The organism is Paenibacillus sp. JNUCC 34 (assembly GCF_058269055.1).
The window spans coordinates 4,139,326-4,161,931 of the sequence record NZ_CM177770.1 but is presented as its reverse complement, the minus strand read 5'-3'; the positions used below and the strand labels follow the sequence as shown (position 1 = coordinate 4,161,931).

General features: G+C 47.4%; 22 protein-coding genes. 21 read left to right on the top strand and 1 reads right to left on the bottom strand.

Going from position 1 to position 22,606, the window contains the following annotated elements; genetic code table 11:
- The first annotated feature begins 1 nt into the window (after nucleotide 1).
- The 20 genes from murD to AC2TF5_RS19490 all read left to right on the top strand — a co-directional run bounded on the left by murD (nucleotide 2) and on the right by AC2TF5_RS19490 (nucleotide 21,058).
- A complete protein-coding gene (gene murD / locus AC2TF5_RS19585) occupies nucleotides 2-1,423 on the top strand; it encodes a UDP-N-acetylmuramoyl-L-alanine--D-glutamate ligase (protein WP_491298833.1) in 1,422 nt (473 codons plus the stop codon).
- Nucleotides 1,424-1,472: 49 nt separating this feature from the next.
- Nucleotides 1,473-2,570, top strand: a complete 1,098-nt coding sequence (gene spoVE / locus AC2TF5_RS19580; RefSeq protein WP_491298832.1) for a stage V sporulation protein E — start codon at nucleotides 1,473-1,475, stop codon at nucleotides 2,568-2,570.
- Nucleotides 2,571-2,577: 7 nt separating this feature from the next.
- The gene (gene murG, locus AC2TF5_RS19575) at nucleotides 2,578-3,687 is read left to right on the top strand and encodes an undecaprenyldiphospho-muramoylpentapeptide beta-N-acetylglucosaminyltransferase (RefSeq protein ID WP_491298831.1); all 1,110 of its coding nucleotides are present in this window, start codon (nucleotides 2,578-2,580) and stop codon (nucleotides 3,685-3,687) included.
- A 160-nt stretch (nucleotides 3,688-3,847) separates the two neighbouring features.
- Nucleotides 3,848-4,753 carry a UDP-N-acetylmuramate dehydrogenase gene (murB, locus tag AC2TF5_RS19570; protein ID WP_491298830.1) on the top strand — a complete coding sequence of 302 codons (906 nt, stop codon included), beginning with the start codon at nucleotides 3,848-3,850 and terminating at the stop codon, nucleotides 4,751-4,753.
- 16 nt (nucleotides 4,754-4,769) lie between these two features.
- Nucleotides 4,770-6,053 carry a UDP-N-acetylglucosamine 1-carboxyvinyltransferase gene (murA, locus tag AC2TF5_RS19565; protein WP_491298829.1) on the top strand — a complete coding sequence of 428 codons (1,284 nt, stop codon included), beginning with the start codon at nucleotides 4,770-4,772 and terminating at the stop codon, nucleotides 6,051-6,053.
- A 63-nt stretch (nucleotides 6,054-6,116) separates the two neighbouring features.
- Nucleotides 6,117-6,866: a cell division protein FtsQ/DivIB gene (locus AC2TF5_RS19560; RefSeq protein WP_491298828.1), complete on the top strand. Its 750-nt coding sequence runs from the start codon at nucleotides 6,117-6,119 to the stop codon at nucleotides 6,864-6,866.
- 215 nt (nucleotides 6,867-7,081) lie between these two features.
- Nucleotides 7,082-8,359 (top strand): cell division protein FtsA, encoded by a 1,278-nt coding sequence (ftsA, locus tag AC2TF5_RS19555; protein WP_491298827.1) that lies wholly within the window; start codon nucleotides 7,082-7,084, stop codon nucleotides 8,357-8,359.
- A 57-nt stretch (nucleotides 8,360-8,416) separates the two neighbouring features.
- Nucleotides 8,417-9,547, top strand: a complete 1,131-nt coding sequence (ftsZ, locus tag AC2TF5_RS19550) for a cell division protein FtsZ (RefSeq protein WP_491298826.1) — start codon at nucleotides 8,417-8,419, stop codon at nucleotides 9,545-9,547.
- Nucleotides 9,548-9,810: 263 nt separating this feature from the next.
- Complete coding sequence (gene spoIIGA, locus AC2TF5_RS19545; RefSeq protein ID WP_491302943.1) at nucleotides 9,811-10,794, top strand: sigma-E processing peptidase SpoIIGA; 984 nt, start codon at nucleotides 9,811-9,813, stop codon at nucleotides 10,792-10,794.
- Between the two features lie 250 nt (nucleotides 10,795-11,044).
- Nucleotides 11,045-11,767 carry an RNA polymerase sporulation sigma factor SigE gene (gene sigE / locus AC2TF5_RS19540; RefSeq protein ID WP_208915038.1) on the top strand — a complete coding sequence of 241 codons (723 nt, stop codon included), beginning with the start codon at nucleotides 11,045-11,047 and terminating at the stop codon, nucleotides 11,765-11,767.
- Nucleotides 11,768-11,844: 77 nt separating this feature from the next.
- The gene (gene sigG, locus AC2TF5_RS19535; RefSeq protein WP_241932851.1) at nucleotides 11,845-12,627 is read left to right on the top strand and encodes an RNA polymerase sporulation sigma factor SigG; all 783 of its coding nucleotides are present in this window, start codon (nucleotides 11,845-11,847) and stop codon (nucleotides 12,625-12,627) included.
- A gap of 152 nt (nucleotides 12,628-12,779) precedes the next feature.
- The gene (locus AC2TF5_RS19530) at nucleotides 12,780-13,103 is read left to right on the top strand and encodes a YlmC/YmxH family sporulation protein (RefSeq protein ID WP_491302942.1); all 324 of its coding nucleotides are present in this window, start codon (nucleotides 12,780-12,782) and stop codon (nucleotides 13,101-13,103) included.
- A gap of 85 nt (nucleotides 13,104-13,188) precedes the next feature.
- Nucleotides 13,189-14,037, top strand: coding sequence for a peptidoglycan editing factor PgeF (gene pgeF, locus AC2TF5_RS19525; RefSeq protein WP_491298825.1), 849 nt, complete (start codon nucleotides 13,189-13,191; stop codon nucleotides 14,035-14,037).
- Between the two features lie 8 nt (nucleotides 14,038-14,045).
- Nucleotides 14,046-14,735, top strand: coding sequence for a YggS family pyridoxal phosphate-dependent enzyme (locus AC2TF5_RS19520; protein ID WP_491298824.1), 690 nt, complete (start codon nucleotides 14,046-14,048; stop codon nucleotides 14,733-14,735).
- Between the two features lie 2 nt (nucleotides 14,736-14,737).
- Nucleotides 14,738-15,184, top strand: a complete 447-nt coding sequence (locus AC2TF5_RS19515) for a cell division protein SepF (RefSeq protein WP_491298823.1) — start codon at nucleotides 14,738-14,740, stop codon at nucleotides 15,182-15,184.
- A gap of 61 nt (nucleotides 15,185-15,245) precedes the next feature.
- Nucleotides 15,246-15,461 (top strand): YggT family protein, encoded by a 216-nt coding sequence (locus AC2TF5_RS19510; RefSeq protein WP_491302941.1) that lies wholly within the window; start codon nucleotides 15,246-15,248, stop codon nucleotides 15,459-15,461.
- 14 nt (nucleotides 15,462-15,475) lie between these two features.
- Nucleotides 15,476-16,258 (top strand): YlmH family RNA-binding protein, encoded by a 783-nt coding sequence (locus AC2TF5_RS19505; RefSeq protein WP_491298822.1) that lies wholly within the window; start codon nucleotides 15,476-15,478, stop codon nucleotides 16,256-16,258.
- A 201-nt stretch (nucleotides 16,259-16,459) separates the two neighbouring features.
- Nucleotides 16,460-16,954, top strand: coding sequence for a DivIVA domain-containing protein (locus tag AC2TF5_RS19500; RefSeq protein WP_491298821.1), 495 nt, complete (start codon nucleotides 16,460-16,462; stop codon nucleotides 16,952-16,954).
- A gap of 439 nt (nucleotides 16,955-17,393) precedes the next feature.
- Nucleotides 17,394-20,480 (top strand): isoleucine--tRNA ligase, encoded by a 3,087-nt coding sequence (ileS, locus tag AC2TF5_RS19495; protein WP_491298820.1) that lies wholly within the window; start codon nucleotides 17,394-17,396, stop codon nucleotides 20,478-20,480.
- Nucleotides 20,481-20,701: 221 nt separating this feature from the next.
- Nucleotides 20,702-21,058 (top strand): DUF5665 domain-containing protein, encoded by a 357-nt coding sequence (locus tag AC2TF5_RS19490; RefSeq protein ID WP_491298819.1) that lies wholly within the window; start codon nucleotides 20,702-20,704, stop codon nucleotides 21,056-21,058.
- Nucleotides 21,059-21,119: 61 nt separating this feature from the next.
- Here the strand turns inward: AC2TF5_RS19490 and AC2TF5_RS19485 are convergent, their stop codons facing one another.
- Entirely contained in the window at nucleotides 21,120-21,857 is a 738-nt protein-coding gene (locus AC2TF5_RS19485; RefSeq protein WP_491298818.1) for a TraR/DksA C4-type zinc finger protein, read from the bottom strand.
- A 205-nt stretch (nucleotides 21,858-22,062) separates the two neighbouring features.
- On the opposite strand from AC2TF5_RS19485, the gene lspA reads away from it, so the two are divergent.
- Nucleotides 22,063-22,566, top strand: a complete 504-nt coding sequence (lspA, locus tag AC2TF5_RS19480; protein WP_491298817.1) for a signal peptidase II — start codon at nucleotides 22,063-22,065, stop codon at nucleotides 22,564-22,566.
- Nucleotides 22,567-22,606: the final 40 nt, after the last annotated feature.

Here is a 22,606-nt window from a genome sequence, read left to right as displayed (position 1 = left end):
GATGAAGCATCCAGAATTTTACCGGGGGAAAGAAGTTGTTGTCTTGGGGCTGGCCAAAAGCGGAGTTCAAGTAGCCAAGGTTATGCACAATGCTGGAGCTCTGGTTACTGTTAATGATAAAAAGGAGCGAGAAGAATGTCCCGAAGCTTCGGAGATCGAAGCTTTGGGTATTTCCGTCGTATACGGAGGACATCCTGAAGGACTCATTCATCAAGGTGTATCCCTTCTTGTGAAAAATCCTGGCATTCCATATCATGTTCCGCCAGTTCTTAAAGCGCAGGAGCTTGGGATTCCGGTTGTGACCGAAGTAGAGGTAGCCTACCATCTTTGCAGCGCGCCGATGATTGGGATTACAGGTTCAAATGGCAAGACGACCACCACGACATGGGTCGGCAAACTGCTGGAAGCCGCAGGAATGTCGCCGATTGTGGCCGGAAACATAGGAACACCACTGTGCCAAGCTGCGCAGGAAGCATCCGAACATAACTGGATGGTTGTTGAACTCAGCAGCTTTCAGCTGAAAGGGACGGAAGACTACCTTCCTCGTATAGCCTGCCTGCTGAATGTGGCGGAGACTCATTTGGATTACCATGGCGGTATGGATGATTATGTTGCCTCCAAGGCCAAACTGTTCAGCAATCAGACAGCAGAAGATACCGCTGTACTTAATTGGGATGATCCGGTATGCCGGAGCCTCGTGCCATATATCAAAGCTCATATTTTGCCTTTTTCGATGAATGAGAGTCTTCGAGAAGGCGTGCATGTGGTTCCGCCATACTTGCCCGGTATAGAAGATGAATTGAGCCGTATGGTCGTTTATACGGACAGCAAAGGCTTCAGCCATGAGATCATTCCAGTAGATAGAATAGGTTTGCCCGGCCGATTTAATGTCGACAATGCACTCGCTTCGTGTGCCATCGCCATTGCTGCGGGAGCGGATATTTCCGCGTTTGCCGGTCCGCTTGCGGATTTCCGGGGCGTTGAGCATCGTCTGGAATTTGTGAAGGATATTGATGGTGTCTCCTATTACAACAATTCTAAAGCAACGAACTCCAAGGCTACCAACATGGCATTGACTTCGTTTACCCGTCCGATTGTTCTTATAGCCGGGGGACTCGACAGAGGTTCTGACTACGCAGAACTCGTGCCTTCTTTAAAAGGGCGTGTCAAATCGGCGGTTCTTCTTGGCGAAACGAAGGAAAAAATAGCGAAAGCGGCAGAGCTGGCCGGATTAAAGCAAATCGTCCTCGTCGATAATGATGAAGACGCCGCCGCTGCACTCACTGCCGCTGTAAAGAAAGCTGCCGAATTAGCAGACCAGGGGGACATTGTCCTTCTTTCGCCTGCTTGCGCAAGCTGGGACATGTTTTCTTCTTATGAGGTGCGTGGACGCATTTTTAAAGAGGCGGTGCATAATCTGTAAGTAGGGGGGTGGATAAGCCCCTACTTCGTATGCTAAAGGTGGCCTCTTCATGAACAAGAATCGTCCGGCGCCTGATTTATGGCTCCTGATTTGTATTTTGACCCTGCTGACCATCGGAATTGTTATGGTGTACAGCGCGGGGTCCGTACTCGCTTTTCATGATTACGGAGATCAGTTTTATTTTGTGAAGCGGCAGCTGCTTTTTGCAGGTCTTGGTCTTGCTGCCATGTATTTTACTGCAAACATGGATTTTCGCGTGTGGAAAAAATATGCGAAACTCGGCTTGTTGATTTGCTTTTTTATGCTTGTGATCGTATTGATCCCAGGTGTGGGCGTTGTTCGCGGTGGTGCGCGTAGCTGGTTGGGTATTAGCTCATTTGGCATCCAACCGTCAGAATTTATGAAGCTGGGAATGATTCTGTTCTTATCCAAGTGGCTCAGCCGTGAGGATTATGACATAACATCCTTTTCCAAAGGATTAATACCTCCGCTTGGACTGATTGGACTAGCCTTTGGACTGACTATGCTTCAGCCGGATCTTGGAACAGGTGCCGTTATGCTGGGTGCTGCACTCATGATCGTATTTACAGCGGGTGCACGTATGAAGCATCTAGGATTCCTCGCTTTGGGCGGAGTTGCAGGTTTCATCGGTCTCATTCTGACCGCACCGTACCGGCTGAAACGGATTACCGGATTTCTTGATCCGTGGTCCGATCCTCTTGGAACGGGTTACCAAATCATTCAATCCCTTTATGCGATTGGACCGGGCGGCCTTGGCGGTCTTGGCCTGGGAATGAGCCGTCAGAAATACAGTTACGTTCCTGAGCCCCAGACTGATTTTATTTTCGCTATCCTTGCGGAGGAACTTGGATTTATTGGAGGCTTAATTGTTCTGCTCCTGTTCCTCACACTGGTGTGGCGTGGGATGAGAGTGGCGATGACCGTAAACGACGGCTTTGGAAGTTTGCTGGCTGTCGGTATTATCGGTATGGTTGCCATACAGGTCGTTATTAACATCGGAGTTGTTATAGGGCTTATGCCAGTAACAGGTATCACGCTTCCGCTGATCAGCTATGGAGGCAGTTCCTTGACGCTGATGCTGACCGCGCTAGGCATTTTATTAAATATATCCCGTTATGCGAGGTGAACGCGGTATGCGTGTCGTATTAACCGGCGGTGGTACGGGGGGCCATATTTACCCTGCCGTCGCTATTGCCAGACAATTTGAAGCGGAGGACCCGAAAACCGCTTTTTTATATATTGGAGGTAAGCAGGGCTTGGAAAGCAAGCTTGTTCCCCAAGAGAATCTTCCGTTCGAGAGCATCGATATTACTGGTTTCCGCCGGAAGCTGTCCTTTGATAATGTGAAGACCGTAATGCGTTTTTTAAAAGGAGTGTCAACAAGCAAAAAATTGCTTGCTGATTTTAAACCGGATGTGGTAATCGGCACTGGCGGCTATGTGTGTGGACCTGTCGTTTATGCGGCTGCGAAGCTTGGCATTCCGACGATGATTCACGAGCAGAATGCCATACCTGGTCTGACGAATCAGTTTCTGAGTCGCTACGCTTCTACCGTTGCCGTTAGTTTTGAAGGATCGGAGAGCTCATTTCCCAAAGCCAAAAGAGTCGTTTATACCGGTAATCCCCGGGCAACCACGGTTCAATCGGCTAATCGTGAACGAGGATTCGCTTCGCTCGGAATACCGATGGACAGCCGTGTCGTGCTCGTTGTTGGAGGAAGCCGCGGGGCTAGGGCCATCAATACAGCAATGATCGGCATGGCGCCGATGCTGACCAAACTGCCGAACGTACACTTTGTATATGTAACCGGAGATTTGTATTTTGAGGGAACTCGTGAGGCGGTGCGCAGCCAACTGGGTACGATATCAAATCATCTCCATATCGTTCCTTATGTGCATAACATGCCGGAAGTGCTCGCCTCCACATCACTGATTGTGAATCGGGCGGGCGCATCCTTTTTAGCGGAAACGACTTCGCTTGGAATACCTTCTGTGCTTATACCGTCCCCGAATGTGACGAATAATCACCAGGAGGCGAATGCTAGGCAGCTGGAAGATGCGGGAGCGTCCCGAATGATTTTGGAAAAAGATTTGACGGCCGAAATCCTATTTGCCCGAATAGAAGAGATCATGGGAGATCAGGGTACGCAGCATTCCATGTCCGAGGCCTCACGTCGGCTCGGCAAGCCCGATTCAGCAGCTGTTATTGTTGAGGAATTACGCTGGTTGATCAACAACCGTTAAAACGGCTGGGCGATTGTCACACACCTATAGGGGTCTACATAAGATACTCTATAATCGTGACAATCTCACCCAAGAGGCCGGTATCATCCAGAGCGGCCATCTCTTCGCCAAGCCGGGGAATGGTCTTTTCGGTTTTGAAGTCAAGGGAGGTTTTTGTAAGATGCAGCAGTGGGAATTACAGTTATCGCAGTCGAACGTCGGAGCAATATTCAAGAATGAGCCACTGGCAAAATATACAACCTGGAAAATCGGCGGGCCTGCCGATGTTCTGATTGTCCCGGAAACTAAGGAACAATTGGCAGAACTGGCCGCCATTCTCCACACCCACGATATCCCGTGGATACAGCTCGGACGCGGATCCAATATGCTCATATCGGATAAAGGTATACGCGGAGCCGTCATAAAGCTGGGACAGGGATTTGACGAGGTAGTCTTTGACGGTGACTTGGTAACAGCCGGAGGCGGCATGTCATTCGTTAAACTTAGCGTTCTGGCCGGTAAAGAGGGGTTGACCGGTCTGGAGTTTGCTGGAGGTATACCTGGGTCAGTCGGAGGGGCTGTTTATATGAACGCCGGTGCCCACGGGTCTGATGTGTCACGCATATTTAAGTCCGCTGACATTGTACTGGAGTCAGGTGAATTGGTTCACTATGCTGCGGAAGATATGGAGTTTGATTATCGGCATTCCGTCCTGCATGACAGGAAAGGAATCGTGATTCAGGCGCTGTTTCAGCTCCAGCACGGCGACCGCAAGGAAATCTCGGCGGCCATGGCGTCCTATAAGGACCGCCGGCGGCGTACCCAGCCGCTACAATCCGCAACAGCTGGCAGTGTATTCCGAAATCCGCCTGGTGATCATGCCGCACGGTTGATTGAGGCGGCGGGACTAAAAGGGCTTCGAATCGGAGGCGCAGAGATTTCCCTACAGCATGCCAATTTCATTGAAAACACCGGTCAAGCGACAGCAGAGGACGTGCTCGCCCTGATGAAGAAAGTTCAGGAGACCATCGCAGAGAAACACGGTATAACTTTGATGCCTGAGGTCTATGTCATGGGAGAGCGGTAAACTCGGAGGTGATACATTGGACAAATTGGTGATTGAGGGCGGAAGCCCCCTATCAGGAACCATACGTATCCATGGAGCAAAAAATGCCGCTTTACCGATTCTGGCGGCAAGCCTTCTTGCCGAAGGAAATGTCCGGCTTAGCAATGTACCACACCTGCTGGACATTGAAGTGATGCTGAACATTTTGAGCCGTCTTGGTTCAAAGTGTAAGCATGAGCTGGAGACGGTCACTGTGGATACTTCATCAGCCAATTCGTTTCATGTGCCGGAAGATTTAATGAAGCAGATGCGATCCTCCATCTTCTTGATGGGTCCTCTGCTGGCCCGATTCGGTGAAGTGACGATTTATCAGCCTGGAGGCTGTGCGATCGGAGAACGGAAAATCGATCTTCATCTCCAGGGACTTCAGGCATTGGGTGCCGAAATTGAGGAAAGCGACCAAAAGATTCACTGTAGAGCCAGCCGCTTAATTGGTGCGGACATTCATCTGGACTTCGCCAGTGTGGGCGCAACCGAGAACATTATGATGGCTGCTGCGACAGCGAAGGGAACAACCGTCCTGACGAATGCGGCACGGGAGCCGGAAATTCAGGACCTGCAGCACTTTTTAAACAAGATGGGCGCCAACATCATTGGAGCAGGAACGGATACGATCACAATCCACGGTGTCGATCGGCTTGAACCTTGCGATTATGAGATCATTCCTGACCGGATTGTCGCTGGAACGGCCTTAATCGCGGCAGCCGCTACAAGGGGCAGCGTGACGCTCACCAAATGCAATCCGTCTCATCTGAATTCTCTTATTCACGTGCTGAAGCGCGCTGGTGTTCAAACCAGTATCTGCAATGATATAATGAATATAAGCTGTATGGGCCGTCCGAAAGCTGTAGAGCGGATTGTAACTTCGCCGTATCCGTCTTTTCCGACGGATCTGCAGTCCCAGGTCATGGTGCTGCTGTCGCTGGCTGACGGATTTAGCGTAATGAAAGAGACGGTATTTGAAGGCCGCTTCAAACATGTAGAAGAACTGTCCCGAATGGGTGCTGATATTTCTACAGATATGAACTGCGCGTTTATCCGCGGAGTACAGCGAATATATGGTGCCACCGTGGAGGCCACCGACCTTCGGGCCGGTGCAGCGTTAGTCATAGCGGGGCTTGCCGCTCAAGGTACAACCGTTGTAGAACAAATTCACCATATTGATCGTGGCTATGACCGGATTGAGAACATGTTCCAAGGCTTGGGTGCAAAGATTTACCGCCAGTCACCCGTACCGAAGCCGCTAGATTTAGCCAATTGACTATTGTCCTGAAGCATCCCTCCCATATGGGAGGGATGACAGGTCTTTCTGGAGAGAGAGGATATGCCAAAGACTCAAATTCCTGTGCTTAAAGAGGACAGGCCTAAACCGAAAACCGGCAGAAAAATCATTTTCATATTAATGCTGCTGTTCCTGGCTTTGCTGGCCGTGCTCTTTTTCCGCTCACCTGTCAGCAAGGTAACAGAGATTCACTTTACCGGAAATACGTTTAATACGGACAAGCAGTTGATGGAAAAAAGTGAGCTTGCGATCGGGATGCAATTTTTTAGTGTCGATGCCGACAAGGTAAAAGAGCGTGTGACTTCATTAGGTACCATTGAAATTGCTGAAGTGGATAAGCAGTTCCCCGGTGTGGTAAATGTTACTGTTATTGAATATCCAACGGTCGCCTACGAACTTGCTAAGAACGGCAGTCTTCAGGCTATTCTGGCCAGTGGGAAATCCATTCCTGTTTCGGCCAGTGGAATCGCCGTGGAGAAGCCTATATTAACTCAGTGGGATACGAAAGATCCTAACAAGGTTAAATTAAGCGAGGTTTTGGCCGATATACCTAACAGTATGACTTCCGACATTTCGGAAATTTTGCCGTCGCCAACGCCTTCTTTTCCCGACCGTATAAAACTGTATACCCGCTCAAAATTCGAAGTGATCACTGCTGTCTCCCTGCTGCGTGATAAAGTCGAGTATCTCAATCAAGTGATTGAGATGGAACAGCCCGGTGTCATAACGATGCTGGAGGCGGATTCTTACGTGCCTTTTAAGCCGGAGAACCTAGATAAGGAGGGCAAATAGCCCCCTACTCAGGAGTAGGAAAAAATGGTACAATTGAATGTATTGGCAACCCGTCGTTCTCCCTCTTTTTTCTCTGACTTTTTGGACCTCTTCTAGCAGATGTTGGCACTAAAAAAATTGTAGAAAAAAGAGGGAAAGCCCCACGCGTGTTGAATAAGTAGAGAAGTGTTATTATATTTATCATTTATAATGAGAGAAACAGGAGGTGCCAGGGCTTGAGCAACAATGACATCATTGTTAGTTTGGACATCGGTACATCCAAAGTTCGTGCTATTATTGGGGAAATTAATAATGGAACCTTTAATATTATTGGAGTTGGATCTGCCGACTCGGAGGGAATTCGAAAAGGTGCAATTGTAGATATCGATCAGACCGTACAATCCATTCGCAGTGCTGTTGACCATGCGGAGCGTATGGTCGAAATTCAAATATCCGAAGTGTACGTCGGCATTTCAGGGAATCATATTGGACTTCAAACAAGCCACGGCGTTGTGGCAGTATCGAACGAGGATCGTGAAATTGGTGAGGAGGACATCGACCGGGTACTGAAAGCAGCCGAAGTTGTTGCAATGCCTCCTGACCGTGAAATCATTGATGTTGTAGCTAAACAGTTTGTAGTAGATGGTCTGGAAGGAATTTCAGATCCCCGCGGCATGATTGGCGTTCGCCTTGAAGTAGAAGCGACAATTATTACAGGTGCTAAAACGGCCATACATAATCTTTTGCGTTGTGTGGAAAAGTCTGGCCTGAAAGTTAAAGACCTTGTACTGATTCCGCTGGGTGCGGGGCAGCTTGCGCTTTCCAAAGACGAGAAAACGATGGGCTCTGTACTGGTTGATATCGGAGCAGGATCGACAACCCTTACCGTATTCGAAGGTGGAAGCATATCAGCAACGTCAACACTGCCTATTGGCGGAGACTTTGTAACGAATGATATTGCCTACGGTCTTCGGACGTTGACGGATCAAGCCGAGAAGGTAAAGCTGAAGTACGGTTGCGCGTTGATGGATAACGCTGCACCGGAAGTCGTGTTTAAAGTGACTCGGATCGGAAGCAATGTGGACAAGGAGTTCACTCAGGAGGATCTGGCAGCCATCATTGAACCCCGAGTTCAAGAAGTTTTTCAATTAGTACGCCAAGAAATAAAGCGCTTGGGTTACAATGAGCTTCCCGGAGGTTATATACTTACGGGGGGTACAATGTCCATGCCCGGAGTGCTAGAGGTGGCACAGGCCGAACTGGCGACTTCCGTCCGGATAGCGGTTCCCGATTTCATCGGTGTACGTGACCCTGGATTCTGCAGCGGAGTCGGAATTCTTCACAATGCGATCCGGAACGTCCGGGTGCGTACGAGTGGAGGAAACAGTAGTAATAACAACAAGAAACCGGTGAACCGCGCGAAGCAAAATCCTGCCGCAGCAACTCAGGAAAGCAGCAGCCAGAAACCGGGATTTATCGAACGTTTGAAAAATATGTTCAGTGAGTTTATATAGCGGGTTCATTTGACAGTGGACGTGCCATCCACGCACATTGAGGGGGAGATGGATTAGATGTTGGAATTTGATTTTGAAATGGAGAGCTTGGCCCAGATTAAAGTAATCGGGGTAGGCGGCGGTGGTAGCAATGCAGTGAACCGCATGATTGAGAACGGCGTCCAAGGCGTCGAATTTATAACAGTGAATACGGATGCTCAAGCGCTTCATCTTGCGAAATCTGAGCATAAATTGCAGATCGGGGACAAGCTGACTCGCGGACTTGGTGCCGGTGCGAATCCTGAGGTGGGCAAGAAAGCAGCCGAAGAATCCCGTGATCTGATTATGAATACGCTAAAAGGTGCAGACATGGTATTCGTTACTGCCGGCATGGGCGGTGGAACGGGTACGGGGGCAGCTCCGGTAATCGCAGAAATCGCGAAAGAATGCGGTGCTCTGACCGTGGGTGTCGTAACCCGTCCGTTTACCTTTGAAGGCCGTAAGCGTTCTTCTCATGCAGAGCTTGGTATTGAAGCACTTAAAGAGAAGGTAGACACTCTTATTGTTATTCCAAATGATCGACTGCTTGAGATTGTGGACAAAAAGACTCCGATGCTTGAAGCTTTCCGTGAAGCGGACAATGTTCTTCGGCAAGCGGTTCAGGGTATTTCTGATCTGATCGCGGTACCAGGTCTTATCAACCTTGACTTTGCCGATGTTAAGACCATTATGACCGAGCGCGGTTCGGCTCTGATGGGTATTGGTATGGCTACCGGTGAGAGCCGTGCGGCAGAAGCTGCCCGCAAAGCGATCATGAGTCCTCTCCTCGAAACTTCGATCGAGGGTGCTCGTGGAGTTATTATGAATATTACAGGCGGGGCGAATTTGTCCCTCTATGAAGTAAATGAAGCTGCGGAAATTGTAACTTCTGCATCTGATCCAGAAGTAAATATGATCTTCGGTGCGATTATCGAAGAGAGTATGAAGGAAGAGATAAAGGTTACGGTTATTGCAACGGGCTTCGAAAGCAAGCCAGCGCCAATGCCACCGCAGCCAGGACGTCGACCTGTATCGCAAAATGATGGTCAAGGGCAACCGCAGCAAGCCGATAAGAGCAATGTGAACCTGAAACCGTTTGGAAATCAAGGGAACAATGACCAGTTGGATATTCCGACATTCCTTCGCAATCGCTCCCGCAATAACGATTGATATTAACATAAAGCCTGCTTCTCTCTTAGGAGAAAGCAGGTTTTTTATTTTTTAGAATACGATATTGGTACCCTCCTAAGGGGATTTGTACTATTTATTTCATAAATGTCCTCTATAAACTGCCTCGCATCGACAAAAATAGTCGGTGGACAACCCACAGGTTTAGACAGACTTTGATTTCTAATCTTCTTATACTAAAAACATCTCCCATAGCTCACAAAACAATAACCCGGGAAAGATTCCTGGCTAGGCAGGTGAATACCCTGGTTGTTTATATCGATTTGATCTTTCTAGCAAACCTGCTCATCGATGGCATATTGCTGGCACTAACCGCATGGATGCGAAGATTGAAGCCGCGATGGTGGAGGCTTTCTTTATCAGCTGCGGCGGGCGCTATGTATGTTGTGATGATGTTTGTACCGGAACTGACGTTTTTGTTTACTTTTTTGATAAAGTTCGGGCTCTCTTTAATTATGCTGTGGATTGCCTTCGGATTTGTCAGCCTGCAAAGCTACATTCGTAACCTTACGGCTTTCTATATGGTGAACTTTGCAGCAGCTGGGGGCATTATCGGATTTCACTATTTGTTACAAAATTCGGGAGAATTATTCAGGGGAATCTGGTTTACGGCTTCGGGTGGACTGACGTTTGAGTTGAAGGTAGGTTTTTGGTTTGCTTGTATTGCTTTTTTTGTAGTGATCATGATTGTCAAAGCGGTCCAGACTAACCGGCGTCAAGTGGAAAATCGGGAAAATTTATTGGGTCAAGTCACTGTATGTATCGGAGAAGAGAGGATCATGTGTACGGGATTGCTTGATACGGGTAATCAGCTGAGTGATCCCTTGACGCGCACGCCCGTTATGGTCATGGAAGCTTCATTATGGGAATCGTATCTTCCTCCGGCCTGGTGCAAAAAGCTCGCTGAGGGGGAACCGGACAAACTTATAATGGAAATAGGGAGTACCGATTTCGTGTGGCAGGACAGGTTACGGCTCGTGCCGTACCGTGGCATAAACAGAGGAGCAGCATTCATGTTGGCAATAAAGCCAGATTTGGTACAGATTGAGCTTGGAGGAAAGGAATATGTCACAGCAAAGGTACTTATCGGATTTGACGGCGGCACACTCTCAGGCGAAGGCACATACCGAGCCATTATTCATCCTGCTCTGACTGAGGGGGAAGGAAGGTTAATGGGATCAACGAATGAAGTGTCTGACAACACTGGTGAAACAAGTGCTGCTGGTTAACGGATAAACCTCTGTAACTATGAAAGCATTTGAGGATTTTGAATTTCATAGCGAAAGCCGTTTGTTAGATGATTGGATTATCAGTAAGAGCGTTTTTTTGATAGACCATTAGAGATGAACTCTATGCTAACGATGAGAGTTTTCCTTTGGAAAACTAGGCTTATGCTTACGAAGTTAGTTTTCCTACGGGAAACTAAGATTACGCTTACGAAGTTAGTTTCCCTACGGGAAACTTTTGGGAGGAAAAAAGATGCCTGTTAAATGGAAATTGGCGCTGCAGCTGCAGTATTATCGTGTTCTGTTTTTTCTGGGGTTAAAAAGTCAGGAAATCTATTATATCGGTGGCAGCGAGGCGCTTCCACCTCCGCTGACGAGGGAAGAAGAGGAATATTTACTGCAAAAGCTTCCTTCAGGAGATGCGGCCATACGAGCTATGCTGATTGAACGCAACCTGCGCCTTGTTGTTTACATCGCTCGAAAATTTGAGAACACGGGAATTAACATCGAAGATCTGGTCTCCATTGGGGCTATTGGCTTGATTAAAGCGGTGAATACGTTTGACCCGGAGAAAAAAATTAAGCTCGCTACATATGCATCCCGCTGTATTGAGAATGAGATCCTTATGTATTTGCGCCGTAACAGCAAAACCCGCAGTGAGGTATCTTTTGACGAACCGCTTAATATTGACTGGGACGGTAATGAATTGCTCCTTTCCGACGTTCTGGGAACCGAAAATGATACCATTGGCCGTAATATTGAGGAGCAGGTGGACCGTAAACTTTTGCAAAAAGCGCTCGATAAATTGAGTGACCGGGAACGAATGATTATGGAGCTTCGTTTCGGCCTACAGGATGGCGAAGAAAAGACGCAAAAAGATGTGGCAGACCTACTTGGCATCTCACAATCCTACATTTCCCGATTGGAAAAGCGAATTATAAAACGGCTGCGCAAAGAATTCAACAAGATGGTTTAACTGGAAAACATCAGGAATAAAATAAAGCCCCTCGGAGATAATGTACAGTAATGTTTCTCCTTGGGAGGTTAGTCATCATGACTCGAAACAAAGTTGAGATTTGTGGCGTGGATACGGCGAAATTGCCGGTTCTGACAAATGTGGAAATGAGGGAGCTTTTTCATTCTCTTCAGCAGAACAACGAACGCTCGGCCAGAGAGAAATTGGTGAATGGCAACCTTAGGCTGGTGCTAAGTGTCATTCAGCGTTTTAACAACCGTGGTGAGTTTGTTGATGATCTGTTCCAGGTTGGATGTATTGGCCTCATGAAAGCTATCGATAATTTCGATCTTTCGCAAAACGTTAAGTTCTCCACCTACGCCGTACCGATGATTATCGGAGAAATTCGCCGCTATTTAAGGGACAACAACCCGATTCGTGTATCCAGATCCCTGCGGGATATTGCATACAAAGCGCTGCAAATCAGGGATCAGCTTACGAATATGAATTCCCGTGAACCGACGATATTTGAAATTTCCGAAGCGCTGAATGTGCCCAAGGAAGATGTTGTTTTTGCACTTGATGCAATCCAGGATCCGGTTTCTCTGTTTGAGCCCATCTATAATGACGGTGGGGACCCGATTTATGTTATGGATCAAATCAGCGATGATAAGAATAAGGATGTATCGTGGATTGAGGAGATTGCACTGCGCGAAGCGATGCATAAGCTAGGACAGCGCGAAAAAATGATTTTGTCCATGCGTTTTTACGAAGGAAAAACCCAGATGGAAGTTGCCGATGAGATCGGCATTTCGCAGGCTCAGGTGTCCCGTCTTGAGAAGTCAGCCATTAAGCAAATGCAAAAGCATGTCAAAACGTAGGTTCTATCATGTAATCTGAACACCAATACGGTCCCTTCTACGGGGATCGTTTTTTCTTTTGTCTCAAAAAAGAAGTTATTTTGCCGGGCTCGAACATATATTGAAATATAATACACATCTAAGGTGTGATGACTGTGATACCAGATAATCAGATGGTGGGGAAAATGATGAAAATTTCCGACTTTCAAACCAAGGATGTCATTAATATTATTGATGGCAAAAGACTCGGACAGGTAAGCGATCTGGAGCTTGATTTAAGGCAAGGACGGATCGAAGCCATTGTCGTGCCGAGTTACGGAAAATTTATGGGTCTGTTTGGCGGTGGGAGTGACCTTGTCATTCCGTGGCGGAATATCGTTAAAATCGGATCGGACGTCGTACTGGTGAAGATGGAGGAAGTCAGAAGGCCGCCTGAAGAGCAGGAGCCTGTCGGTTATTTGGAACGCCCCGATCGGGTGGATCGAAGAACATATTAGAATAATCCGTTAACCCTGACTCTTTCCGCTCTAGAAAATGTATCGATAGACGCTTTTCTGTTACACTGGTGTAGAGGTGAATAACATGGAACCGTTTATGAAGCAGGAAGGGCAGGGGCCAGACCTGTTTGTACTTAAAGCGTGGAGTGAGGAAAGAACCGGCCTTACGGCCGGTTTCAGTGGACGTGGTGGCGGAGAAGGCACTGCTCCTTACGATAGTCTCAACTTAGCTCTACATGTGGGAGATGATCCGGAGGATGTAATAGTGAATCGGAAGCGGACCGCTGAGACACTTGGCTTCTCGCTTGAGGACTGGACGTGTGGTGAGCAGGTGCATAGTAGTAGGGTGGCAGTGATCGGGCTGGAGGAACGGGGAAGAGGAAGTTTGACCCGGAAATCTGCAATTCAAGATACAGACGGATTGCTGACGAACACCCCCGGAGTACTGTTGACCTCCTTCTATGCAGATTGCGTCCCGTTGTATTTCTGGGATCCGGTCCATCATGCTGTAGGATTGGCACATGCGGGCTGGAAAGGAACCGTGGCGGAAATCGCAAGCCGCATGGTCGAAAGAATGTCAGATGAGTTCGGCAGCTGTACCGGAGATATAAGGACAGCTATAGGGCCGTCTATTGGTCAATGCTGTTATGAAGTGGACGATAAGGTTATGTCCAAGGTGAGTGATTTAGGATTGTTGGCACCGGGTAATAACGATGGCTCAGGCCCTTTTTATACCGACAAGGGAAACGGAAAATACATGCTGAACTTGAAAGAAATAAACAGACACATTATGATAAAAGCAGGAATATTGACGGATCATATCGAATGTACATCATGGTGTACAAGCTGTCGTAACGATTTGTTCTTTTCATACCGGAAAGACGGGGGAACGACAGGGCGTATGGCAAGCTGGATCGGAATGAGAAAGAGGTGAGTCTTCCCTTGAGTTTGATAGAGCGCATCAATCAAGTGGAACAGCAGGTGTCGGAGGCTTGCCGCAGAAGCGGAAGGAACCGGAATGAGGTCAACGTGATTGCAGTAACGAAATATGTCTCGGTTGATAAGACCGCAGCCGTATTGGATCAGGGAATTCGTCATATCGGAGAAAACCGTTGGCAGACTGCCGAGGAGAAGTGGCGTGCTCTTGGAGAACGTGGGATTTGGCATTTTATCGGCCATCTCCAAAGTAACAAGGTGAAAGATGTGATCGGCAGATTTCAATATATTCATTCACTGGATCGGCTGTCTCTTGCGAAAGAACTGGAGAAGAAAGCAGCAGCACTGAATGTGCAGGTATCTGCATTTATGCAGATCAACATTTCAGGGGAATCTACAAAACACGGTCTTCAGCCTGAACAGGCGGTTCCTTTTCTTCAGGAGATTAATCGTTTGAAGCATGTCAATGTGATCGGGCTTATGACTATGGCTCCTTTTGAATCATCTGCTGAGGATACACGTCCTGTATTCCGCGGATTAAGACAACTAAGAGATGAGCTGAACAATCAGGCGCTCACACCGGAGCCGATAACTGAATTGTCCATGGGAATGTCCAATGATTTTGAAGTGGCTATAGAAGAAGGGGCGACCTGGGTACGTCTGGGCTCAATATTAGTTGGAAAAGAGGAGGATTGACGATGGGCGTGATGAACCGGTTTATGAATTTCCTAGGTTTGCAGGAGGAAGAAGAGGTTGTGGAACGGGAAGTGCTGGCCGCGCAGGAAGAGCCGGTGGAGACGACACCGTTTGAGCAACGCAAAAGCGTAAAAAGTGGCAATGTCGTAAGTATACATTCACAGAAAAACGTTAAGGTTGTGTTGTTAGAGCCACGTTCGTACGAAGAGGCTCAGGAAATTGCTGATCATCTGCGTTCCTTCCGCACGGTTGTAGTTAATCTGCAGCGTGTTCGCAATGATCAGGCACTACGTATTATAGATTTTCTTAGCGGAACCGTTTATGCGCTGGGAGGCGGTATTTCGAAGGTGGGTGGTAATATTTTCCTCTGTACGCCGGATACTGTCGAGATTCAAGGTTCCATCTCCGAGATTTTAGCTGATGAGCAAGATTACAACAGAATGAGGTGATTCGGCTTTGACCGATAATATTTATGTTCTAGTATTTTACTTGTTTCAGATTTATTTCTACATGATTCTTGTGTATGTATTGATGTCTTGGCTTCCGAATGTCCGGGAGAGCTTCATCGGTGAACTGCTCGGCAAGCTGGTGGAACCTTACCTATCCCCATTCCGTCGGTTTATCCCGCCGATTATGGGTATGATCGACATTTCCCCAATCGTTGCGTTATTTGTCCTACAGCTAGCGAGAAACGGATTGATCGGTGTGTTGGAATTTCTCTTGTAGAAAGGACATAAGAGATGCATTCGGATATTTACGAACATTTTCACCGGGATGAGCGGGAATTTGTGGACAGAGCATGGGAATGGGTCGTGAACGCAGGTAAGTACCATGAAAACAAGCTGACGGATTTTTTGGATCCCCGGCAGAGATTTATTCTGGAAAGTTTGGTAAACCGTCACTCAGACGTACATGCTGTTTACAGTGGCGGTCATCCCGACGCGGAACGTGTACGTGCTCTCATCGCTCCGGATTATAGGGATCTCACCCATGAAGATATGGGGCTTAATGTGCTCGGTATTACTTCAGGAGATCAGAAGTTTCTTTCACTTGAGCACGGGGATTACATGGGTTCAGTTTTGGGACTGGGCATTAAACGTTCTAAAATTGGGGATATTCATGTACTTGAGGATGGTTGTCATGTCGTCGTTGCGGACGATATAGGAACTTATCTGCATATGAATTTAAGCCAGGTTCACCGCGTGCATGTCATGACGGAGCTCCTGCCTATGGACAAGCTGAAAGTTAAGGAAACAAAGCTGGAGACCATGGAACTGACAGTCGCTTCGCTTCGTCTGGACGGGATAGCGAGTGATGTGCACCGCATAAGCCGGACTAAAATTGTTATTCCGATCAAAGCTGGGCGCTGTCGTGTGAATTGGAAGGTCGTGGAGGATCCATCGACCATGCTTAAGGATGGCGATATGGTTTCCATGCAGGGCTTTGGCCGATTTAAGGTGCTGGAAACCGGAGGTCTGACAAAAAAAGGGCGATACCGCGTCAAGGTCGGTAAATTTACTTGAGCCGTTTGAAGGATTTGCCGTTTTTTTGTCGAAACGTTCTAGAATAAAAAATTGTAAGGTTTTTCAATATTATGGCAGTAAAAATTTATAACGATTATGCCGATACATCTGTTGACCGCTTGTGATCAAAAACGGGTGGTTTCGGCTTCGGACAGCGGATGAAACTGTCATGCGAAGCCATATTCTTAGGAGGTGCGCATCATGCCATTAACACCGCTGGACATACATAATAAGGAATTTTCCAGACGCATCCGTGGTTACGACGAGGACGAGGTTAATGAGTTTTTGGATCAGGTCATTAAAGATTATGAGAGTGTAATCCGTGAAAACAAAGAATTACATAACAATTTAATGACTCTCCAGGAGAGATTGGATCATTTCGTCAACATTGAGGAGACACTATCCAAGACAATTATCGTAGCTCAAGAAGCTGCTGATGAGTTGAAGACGAACGCCAAGAAGGAAGCTCAACTGATCGTTATGGAATCGGAAAAGAATGCGGACCGTATCATTAACGAAGCTTTGAGCAAATCACGTAAAGTTTCATTAGAGGTTGAAGAGCTCAAGAAACAGGCTTCCATTTACCGGACACGCTTCCGCTCGCTGGTTGAAGCTCAGCTGGAGCTCCTAAAGCATGACGGATGGGACTCACTGGAGAGCCGTGAGCCTAGTCTGGAGCCTAAAGAGATTTACTAAGGTGTGCTAGGCAGATGCCATGTTGACTTTTCTCCAGAAAGAGTCTATAACTAATAACATATTATGATTTGCATATGGATTCGTTGATGGGATAAGTACGCTTTGGAACTGTTCACCAGAGAGTTGGTGTTTGCTGAAAGCCAATGTTCAGACCTTGCGGAAGATCCTCCCGGAGAAGTGAAGCTGAAGCGCCTGTTGCGTGTGTAAGCAGAACCGTCAGTCGAACGTTATATCGGCTCCGTGTCTTGGTGAAGACATGGACTTGAGGTGTCGTTGCAATGCTATTCCAACAGGAATTTGCGCTGAACGAAATTAGGGTGGTCACGCGAGCCAGGTTCTCGTCCCTTTGGGGATGGGGGCCTTTTTTATTTGGGTGTTTACCCAAAGTAATCTGAAAACCGTGAGATAATTTTTCAGAATTTAAGAAAGGAAGATCATCATGAACAAAGTAGATGTTAAAGAAAAAGCACGGGCGAGAGAGCTCCGTATTTTGAAAAAATGGAACGACGAAGACATTTTCAAAAAATCGATCAAGAACCGGGAGGGCAAGCCGAACTATGTCTTTTATGAGGGTCCTCCTACGGCAAACGGAGCTCCGCATATCGGACACGTGCTGGGTCGTGTAATTAAGGACTTTGTTGGCCGCTATCAAACGATGAAGGGCTATAAAGTCGTCCGTAAAGCCGGATGGGACACCCATGGTCTTCCGGTTGAACTCGGTGTAGAGAAGCAGCTCGGTATCTCCGGTAAACAGGAAATCGAAAATTACGGCGTTGAAGCATTTATCAAAAAATGTAAAGCTAGCGTGTTTGAATATGAGCATAAATGGCGCGAGCTGACCGAAGCCATCGGCTACTGGACCGATCTGGATGACCCATACATTACTCTTCAGAACAATTACATTGAGAGTGTATGGAACATTTTGGCGACAATCCATGACAAAGGCCTGCTGTATCGTGGACACCGGGTTAGCCCTTACTGCCCAGACTGCCAGACGACACTTAGCTCCCATGAAGTAGCCCAGGGATACGAGGATGTTAAAGATCTGAGTGCTACAGCAAAATTCAAGCTGCATGACAGCGGCGAATACGTATTGGCTTGGACGACAACACCTTGGACGCTTCCAGCTCACGTAGCACTTGCTGTGAATCCGGATATGGATTATGCCCGCGTTCAGCAGGAAGATGGCGTATACATCGTGGCCAGCAATCTGGTTGAAGACGTGATGAAAGGTGATCACACCGTTCTGTCCACATTGAAGGGGTCGGAGCTGGTAGGGAAGAGTTATACTCCTCCATTCAATTTTGTTAAACCGGAAAAAGGAAATATCATCGTTGGCGCTTCCTTCGTAACGGATGCAAGCGGTACGGGTATCGTTCACATGGCTCCTGCCCACGGTGAAGATGACTACCGTGTATGCCGTGAGAATGGCATCAGCTTTGTCAGTGTTGTAAATGCTCAAGGCCGTTATACTGATGAAGTGACGGATTTTGCGGGCCGTTTCGTAAAAGAATGTGATCTGGACATCGTGAAGGCACTGTCGGAGAAAGGACTGCTGTACAGCAAGGAGAAATACGAGCACAGCTATCCATTCTGCTGGCGTTGTAAGTCTCCTCTCCTCTATTATGCGATGGAGAGCTGGTTTATCGAGACAACAGCGGTTAAGGACCAACTGATTGCGAACAACAACTCAGTTACTTGGTATCCAGGTCATGTACGTGACGGCCGATTCGGGAAATTCTTGGAGGATCTGGTTGACTGGAACATCAGCCGTAACCGGTATTGGGGAACGCCGCTAAACGTATGGGTCTGCGAATCAGGCAATCACCAGTTCGCACCACATAGCCTAGACGAGCTCCGCAAGCACGCCATCGGCGATGTATCGGAGGATCTGGAACTTCACAAGCCGTACGTGGACGAAGTGAAAGTGAAATGTCCGCACTGTGAAGGCGTCATGGAACGCACATCAGAGGTTATTGATGTTTGGTTTGATTCAGGCTCTATGCCATTTGCACAGTATCACTATCCGTTTAACAAAGACATTGATTTCGAGCAGCAATTCCCGGCAGACATGATCTGTGAAGGGATTGACCAGACGCGCGGCTGGTTCTACAGCCTCTTGGCCGTGTCCACGCTCTTCACGGGCAAGGCGCCTTACAAAGCGGTAATGGCAACAGGTCATATTTTGGATGAAAACGGACAGAAAATGTCCAAGTCTAAAGGCAATGTCATCGACCCATGGGAGATCATTAACGAATATGGAACCGATGCATTTCGCTGGGCTCTTCTCGCAGATAGCGCGCCTTGGAACAGCAAACGCTTCTCCAAAGGCATCGTAGGCGAGGCAAAATCGAAAGTTGTTGATACGTTGGTTAACACTCACGCATTCCTGACTCTATATGCAGGCATTGATGGATACAACCCAGCCGAGCATGAGTTCAAGGCATCCGACAACAAGCTGGACCGCTGGATTCTGTCTCGCTTGAACAGCCTCATCCAAGTGGTGGACAAAGGACTTGCCGTTAACGACTTTTTGAATACAGCTAAAGCGATTGAATCCTATGTTGATGAACTGAGCAACTGGTACATCCGCCGGTCGCGTGACCGTTTCTGGGGCAGTGGGCTTGGGGAAGATAAATTGGCAGCTTACGGTACGTTGACTCATGTGCTTCTGACCTTGTCGAAGTTGATGGCACCATTTACACCTATGCTGTCCGAGGATATTTTTGTGAACCTTGGCGGAGGAGAAAGTGTGCATCTGGCAGACTTCCCACAAGCAGATGAGTCCATGATCGACAAGACACTTGAGCAAAACATGGAAACCGCTCGCCAGATCGTTGAACTGGCGCGTAACGTCCGTAACGAAACAGCGATTAAGACTCGCCAGCCGTTATCTGAGTTGATCGTTTCGATGGATCGTGATTTTGATCTGGTGGACTATGAAGATATCATTAAAGACGAAATTAATGTAAAGCGCATTGAAGTAGAGACCAGCGACAGTGGTTTTGTAGATTTCACCTTGAAGCTGAATCTGAAGGTAGCAGGCAAAAAGTATGGTAAAAACGTCGGCTTCCTGCAGGGCTTGCTGAAAGGGATGTCGAGTGAGGAAACCCGCAGCGTAGTTCAGAGCGGCGGCGTAAACATCACTTCACCGGAAGGAGAGGAGCTTCAGATTACAGCTGAGGAACTGCTTGTCGAGAAGCAGGCAAAGGAAGGTTTTGCTTCTGCCTCCGGTTATGGCCTCACCGTTGCGCTCAATACGGATATTACACCTGCACTGGAACAGGAAGGTTGGGTCCGTGAAGTAGTTCGCGCTGTACAGGATACACGCAAGAAGCTGGATCTGCCGATTGAGAAGCGTGTCGTTCTTACACTGGATGTCGACGAAGAGCTTCAAGCTTCTATCACTGCATTTGATCATGTTCTTCGTGAGAATGTACTGGTTACGGATGTTCATTTTGGGCAAAAAGAAGGTATGGAAATGGTGGAAATCGGTGGTAAAACGATCGGTATTCACATCGTTTAGTATTCGCTAACAAAGTAACGATTATATAGTTGGATCTATTAAGTCATTGGTTTCGGGTTAAAATCCCGGGGCCAGTGGCTTTTTTTCTTATCTTGCACCTGAATGGCAGTGGAAGTTATGAAGCATAATACCATCAATATAGTCTTAAATTATCGTAAGTCAGGAACCAGCTAGAAGTACATATTTGAACATTTTTATGGTCATAAAGGAGTTGAATACCCATGGGGGATCAGATCATCAACGAACATCATCCAAAGGATTGTAACGAATCCTTAAGTACAGACAATGAAAAAGATCAGATTAGCAAAATGTATCTCCTGACCGAGAAAATGGCTCAGCAGCTCGAAAAGTCCCGTATAATGGAATACACTCAACTTTTGTATAAGCCTTGGAAGGTGATCGGAGTTAACCTGCTGGCAGGAACCGCTAGAGGGGTCGGTATCGCAATCGGGTTTACTTTTTTTGCGGCCACCATCATTTATATACTGCAAGCACTGGGGGCACTGAATCTTCCCATCATCGGAGACTACATCGCCGATATTGTCCGTATCGTTCAGCGTCAACTGCAGCTATCGTAAATATTTCTATAAAAAAAGCGGAATCGGATTTTAAGCCGACTCCGCTATAAATATTCGCGAATTAGTCCACTGGATCATCTTCAGGATCGGCATGAGGATCCAATAAAAAGCTTCCTTCACCCTTGTTCAAGTAATCGTAATATTGGTCACCGCGAACAATGAATACCTCTGTGTTATCAATATTTGTAGCAACAAAGTTCTCGTATATTTCCACAAAGCCGCCTTGGTCATCATTATTCTCAAAGTCCATCTCGTTGTAGCTCGTTATATTGCGGTTCTCAGCCATGGCAGGGGAGTTGGAGCTTCCCATGCTTTCGAGAATTTGCAGCGTGTCCTCACCGTCAAAGCCGGAATATTCATGTTCGTCCAAGCTTGTGCGTCCAAAAGGTGGTGACAGGAACTCCTCTTCTATTGGGCGATTGTGGGATAGAACTTTACGCGGTGTATCCTCCAAACAGTACATGGTATCAGGGATCGCTTGCAGCCGTTCAAAAGGAATAGGTTTGCCGCAGACGACACATGTCCCGTATTGACCATCCTTCATGGTGTCCAGAGAGTGAAGAACTCGCTGTAATTCGAGTTCGGCCCGATCTTGAAGTGCGACATCCTTTTCTCGATCATACAGCTCTGTCGCCAAGTCGGCAGGATGATTATCGATATGTGACAGCTCGCCGGTTGTATCGCGTTCAGATATACTCAGGCCGTGGTTTTTGTTTTCGTTCAGACGTTCCAGTTCGGCTTTACGGTCAAGCAGCTGGCGGTGCAGTTGTTTCAGCTCCGCTTCCGTTAAATGTGACATATGCATCTCCCTTCAGGTCTTTTTCAGACCGCTTAGTTCCTATATATAGAATGCTCGTTGATGGTCTCTTTTAGAGACGGAAAATGTTCACCGTATTGGTCGGGAATGGACGTTTTCAAAGTCGCTGTGCTACAATAAGACGAGCTCCATTTCAAATGTTGGGATGGCTCTCTCGCACAAGACAAGATCGGAGTGACAAGTTACTGTGGGCTATTATTTAATCGCGCTAATTGTATTCCTCGTCGATCAGGGAATTAAATATTTGATCGCAACCCGGCTCGAATTGTATGAACAGATTCCAGTGATTGGTGATTTTTTTGTGATTACGTCAAGTCGTAACAGAGGTGCAGCATTTGGCATTTTGCAGGATCAAATTTGGTTCTTCATTGTTGTGACGCTTGTGGTCGTGGTTGGTATTATCTGGTATATGAGAAAAGTGAAATCTGAAGGCCGCAAGTTGCTGCCGACGGCACTCGCGCTTGTATTGGGCGGCGCACTCGGGAATTTTATTGACCGCCTTGTGACAGGAGAAGTTGTTGACTTCCTTCAATTCACTTTTGGGACCTACACGTTCCCGATCTTTAATATTGCTGATTCATGTATTGTCATTGGTGTGGGATTGATCATTTTGGACACCATACTGGATGGGAAGCGGGAGCAACAAGCTCTTTCCAGTCAACAAAGTTCCGGTACGGAAGGGAATGAATAATCTTGCTAGATGGCAAAAGACTTGAGGATGAACAGCAGCA

Coding starts and splice junctions, on each gene's coding strand:
- murD (WP_491298833.1), top strand. CDS start 2: ATGAAGCATCCAGAATTTTACCGGGGGAAAGAAGTTGTTGTCTTGGGG.
- spoVE (WP_491298832.1), top strand. CDS start 1,473: ATGAACAAGAATCGTCCGGCGCCTGATTTATGGCTCCTGATTTGTATT.
- murG (WP_491298831.1), top strand. CDS start 2,578: ATGCGTGTCGTATTAACCGGCGGTGGTACGGGGGGCCATATTTACCCT.
- murB (WP_491298830.1), top strand. CDS start 3,848: ATGCAGCAGTGGGAATTACAGTTATCGCAGTCGAACGTCGGAGCAATA.
- AC2TF5_RS19560 (WP_491298828.1), top strand. CDS start 6,117: ATGCCAAAGACTCAAATTCCTGTGCTTAAAGAGGACAGGCCTAAACCG.
- ftsZ (WP_491298826.1), top strand. CDS start 8,417: ATGTTGGAATTTGATTTTGAAATGGAGAGCTTGGCCCAGATTAAAGTA.
- sigE (WP_208915038.1), top strand. CDS start 11,045: ATGCCTGTTAAATGGAAATTGGCGCTGCAGCTGCAGTATTATCGTGTT.
- sigG (WP_241932851.1), top strand. CDS start 11,845: ATGACTCGAAACAAAGTTGAGATTTGTGGCGTGGATACGGCGAAATTG.
- AC2TF5_RS19530 (WP_491302942.1), top strand. CDS start 12,780: ATGGTGGGGAAAATGATGAAAATTTCCGACTTTCAAACCAAGGATGTC.
- pgeF (WP_491298825.1), top strand. CDS start 13,189: ATGGAACCGTTTATGAAGCAGGAAGGGCAGGGGCCAGACCTGTTTGTA.
- AC2TF5_RS19515 (WP_491298823.1), top strand. CDS start 14,738: ATGGGCGTGATGAACCGGTTTATGAATTTCCTAGGTTTGCAGGAGGAA.
- AC2TF5_RS19510 (WP_491302941.1), top strand. CDS start 15,246: ATGATTCTTGTGTATGTATTGATGTCTTGGCTTCCGAATGTCCGGGAG.
- AC2TF5_RS19505 (WP_491298822.1), top strand. CDS start 15,476: ATGCATTCGGATATTTACGAACATTTTCACCGGGATGAGCGGGAATTT.
- AC2TF5_RS19500 (WP_491298821.1), top strand. CDS start 16,460: ATGCCATTAACACCGCTGGACATACATAATAAGGAATTTTCCAGACGC.
- ileS (WP_491298820.1), top strand. CDS start 17,394: ATGAACAAAGTAGATGTTAAAGAAAAAGCACGGGCGAGAGAGCTCCGT.
- AC2TF5_RS19490 (WP_491298819.1), top strand. CDS start 20,702: ATGGGGGATCAGATCATCAACGAACATCATCCAAAGGATTGTAACGAA.
- AC2TF5_RS19485 (WP_491298818.1), bottom strand. CDS start 21,857: ATGTCACATTTAACGGAAGCGGAGCTGAAACAACTGCACCGCCAGCTG.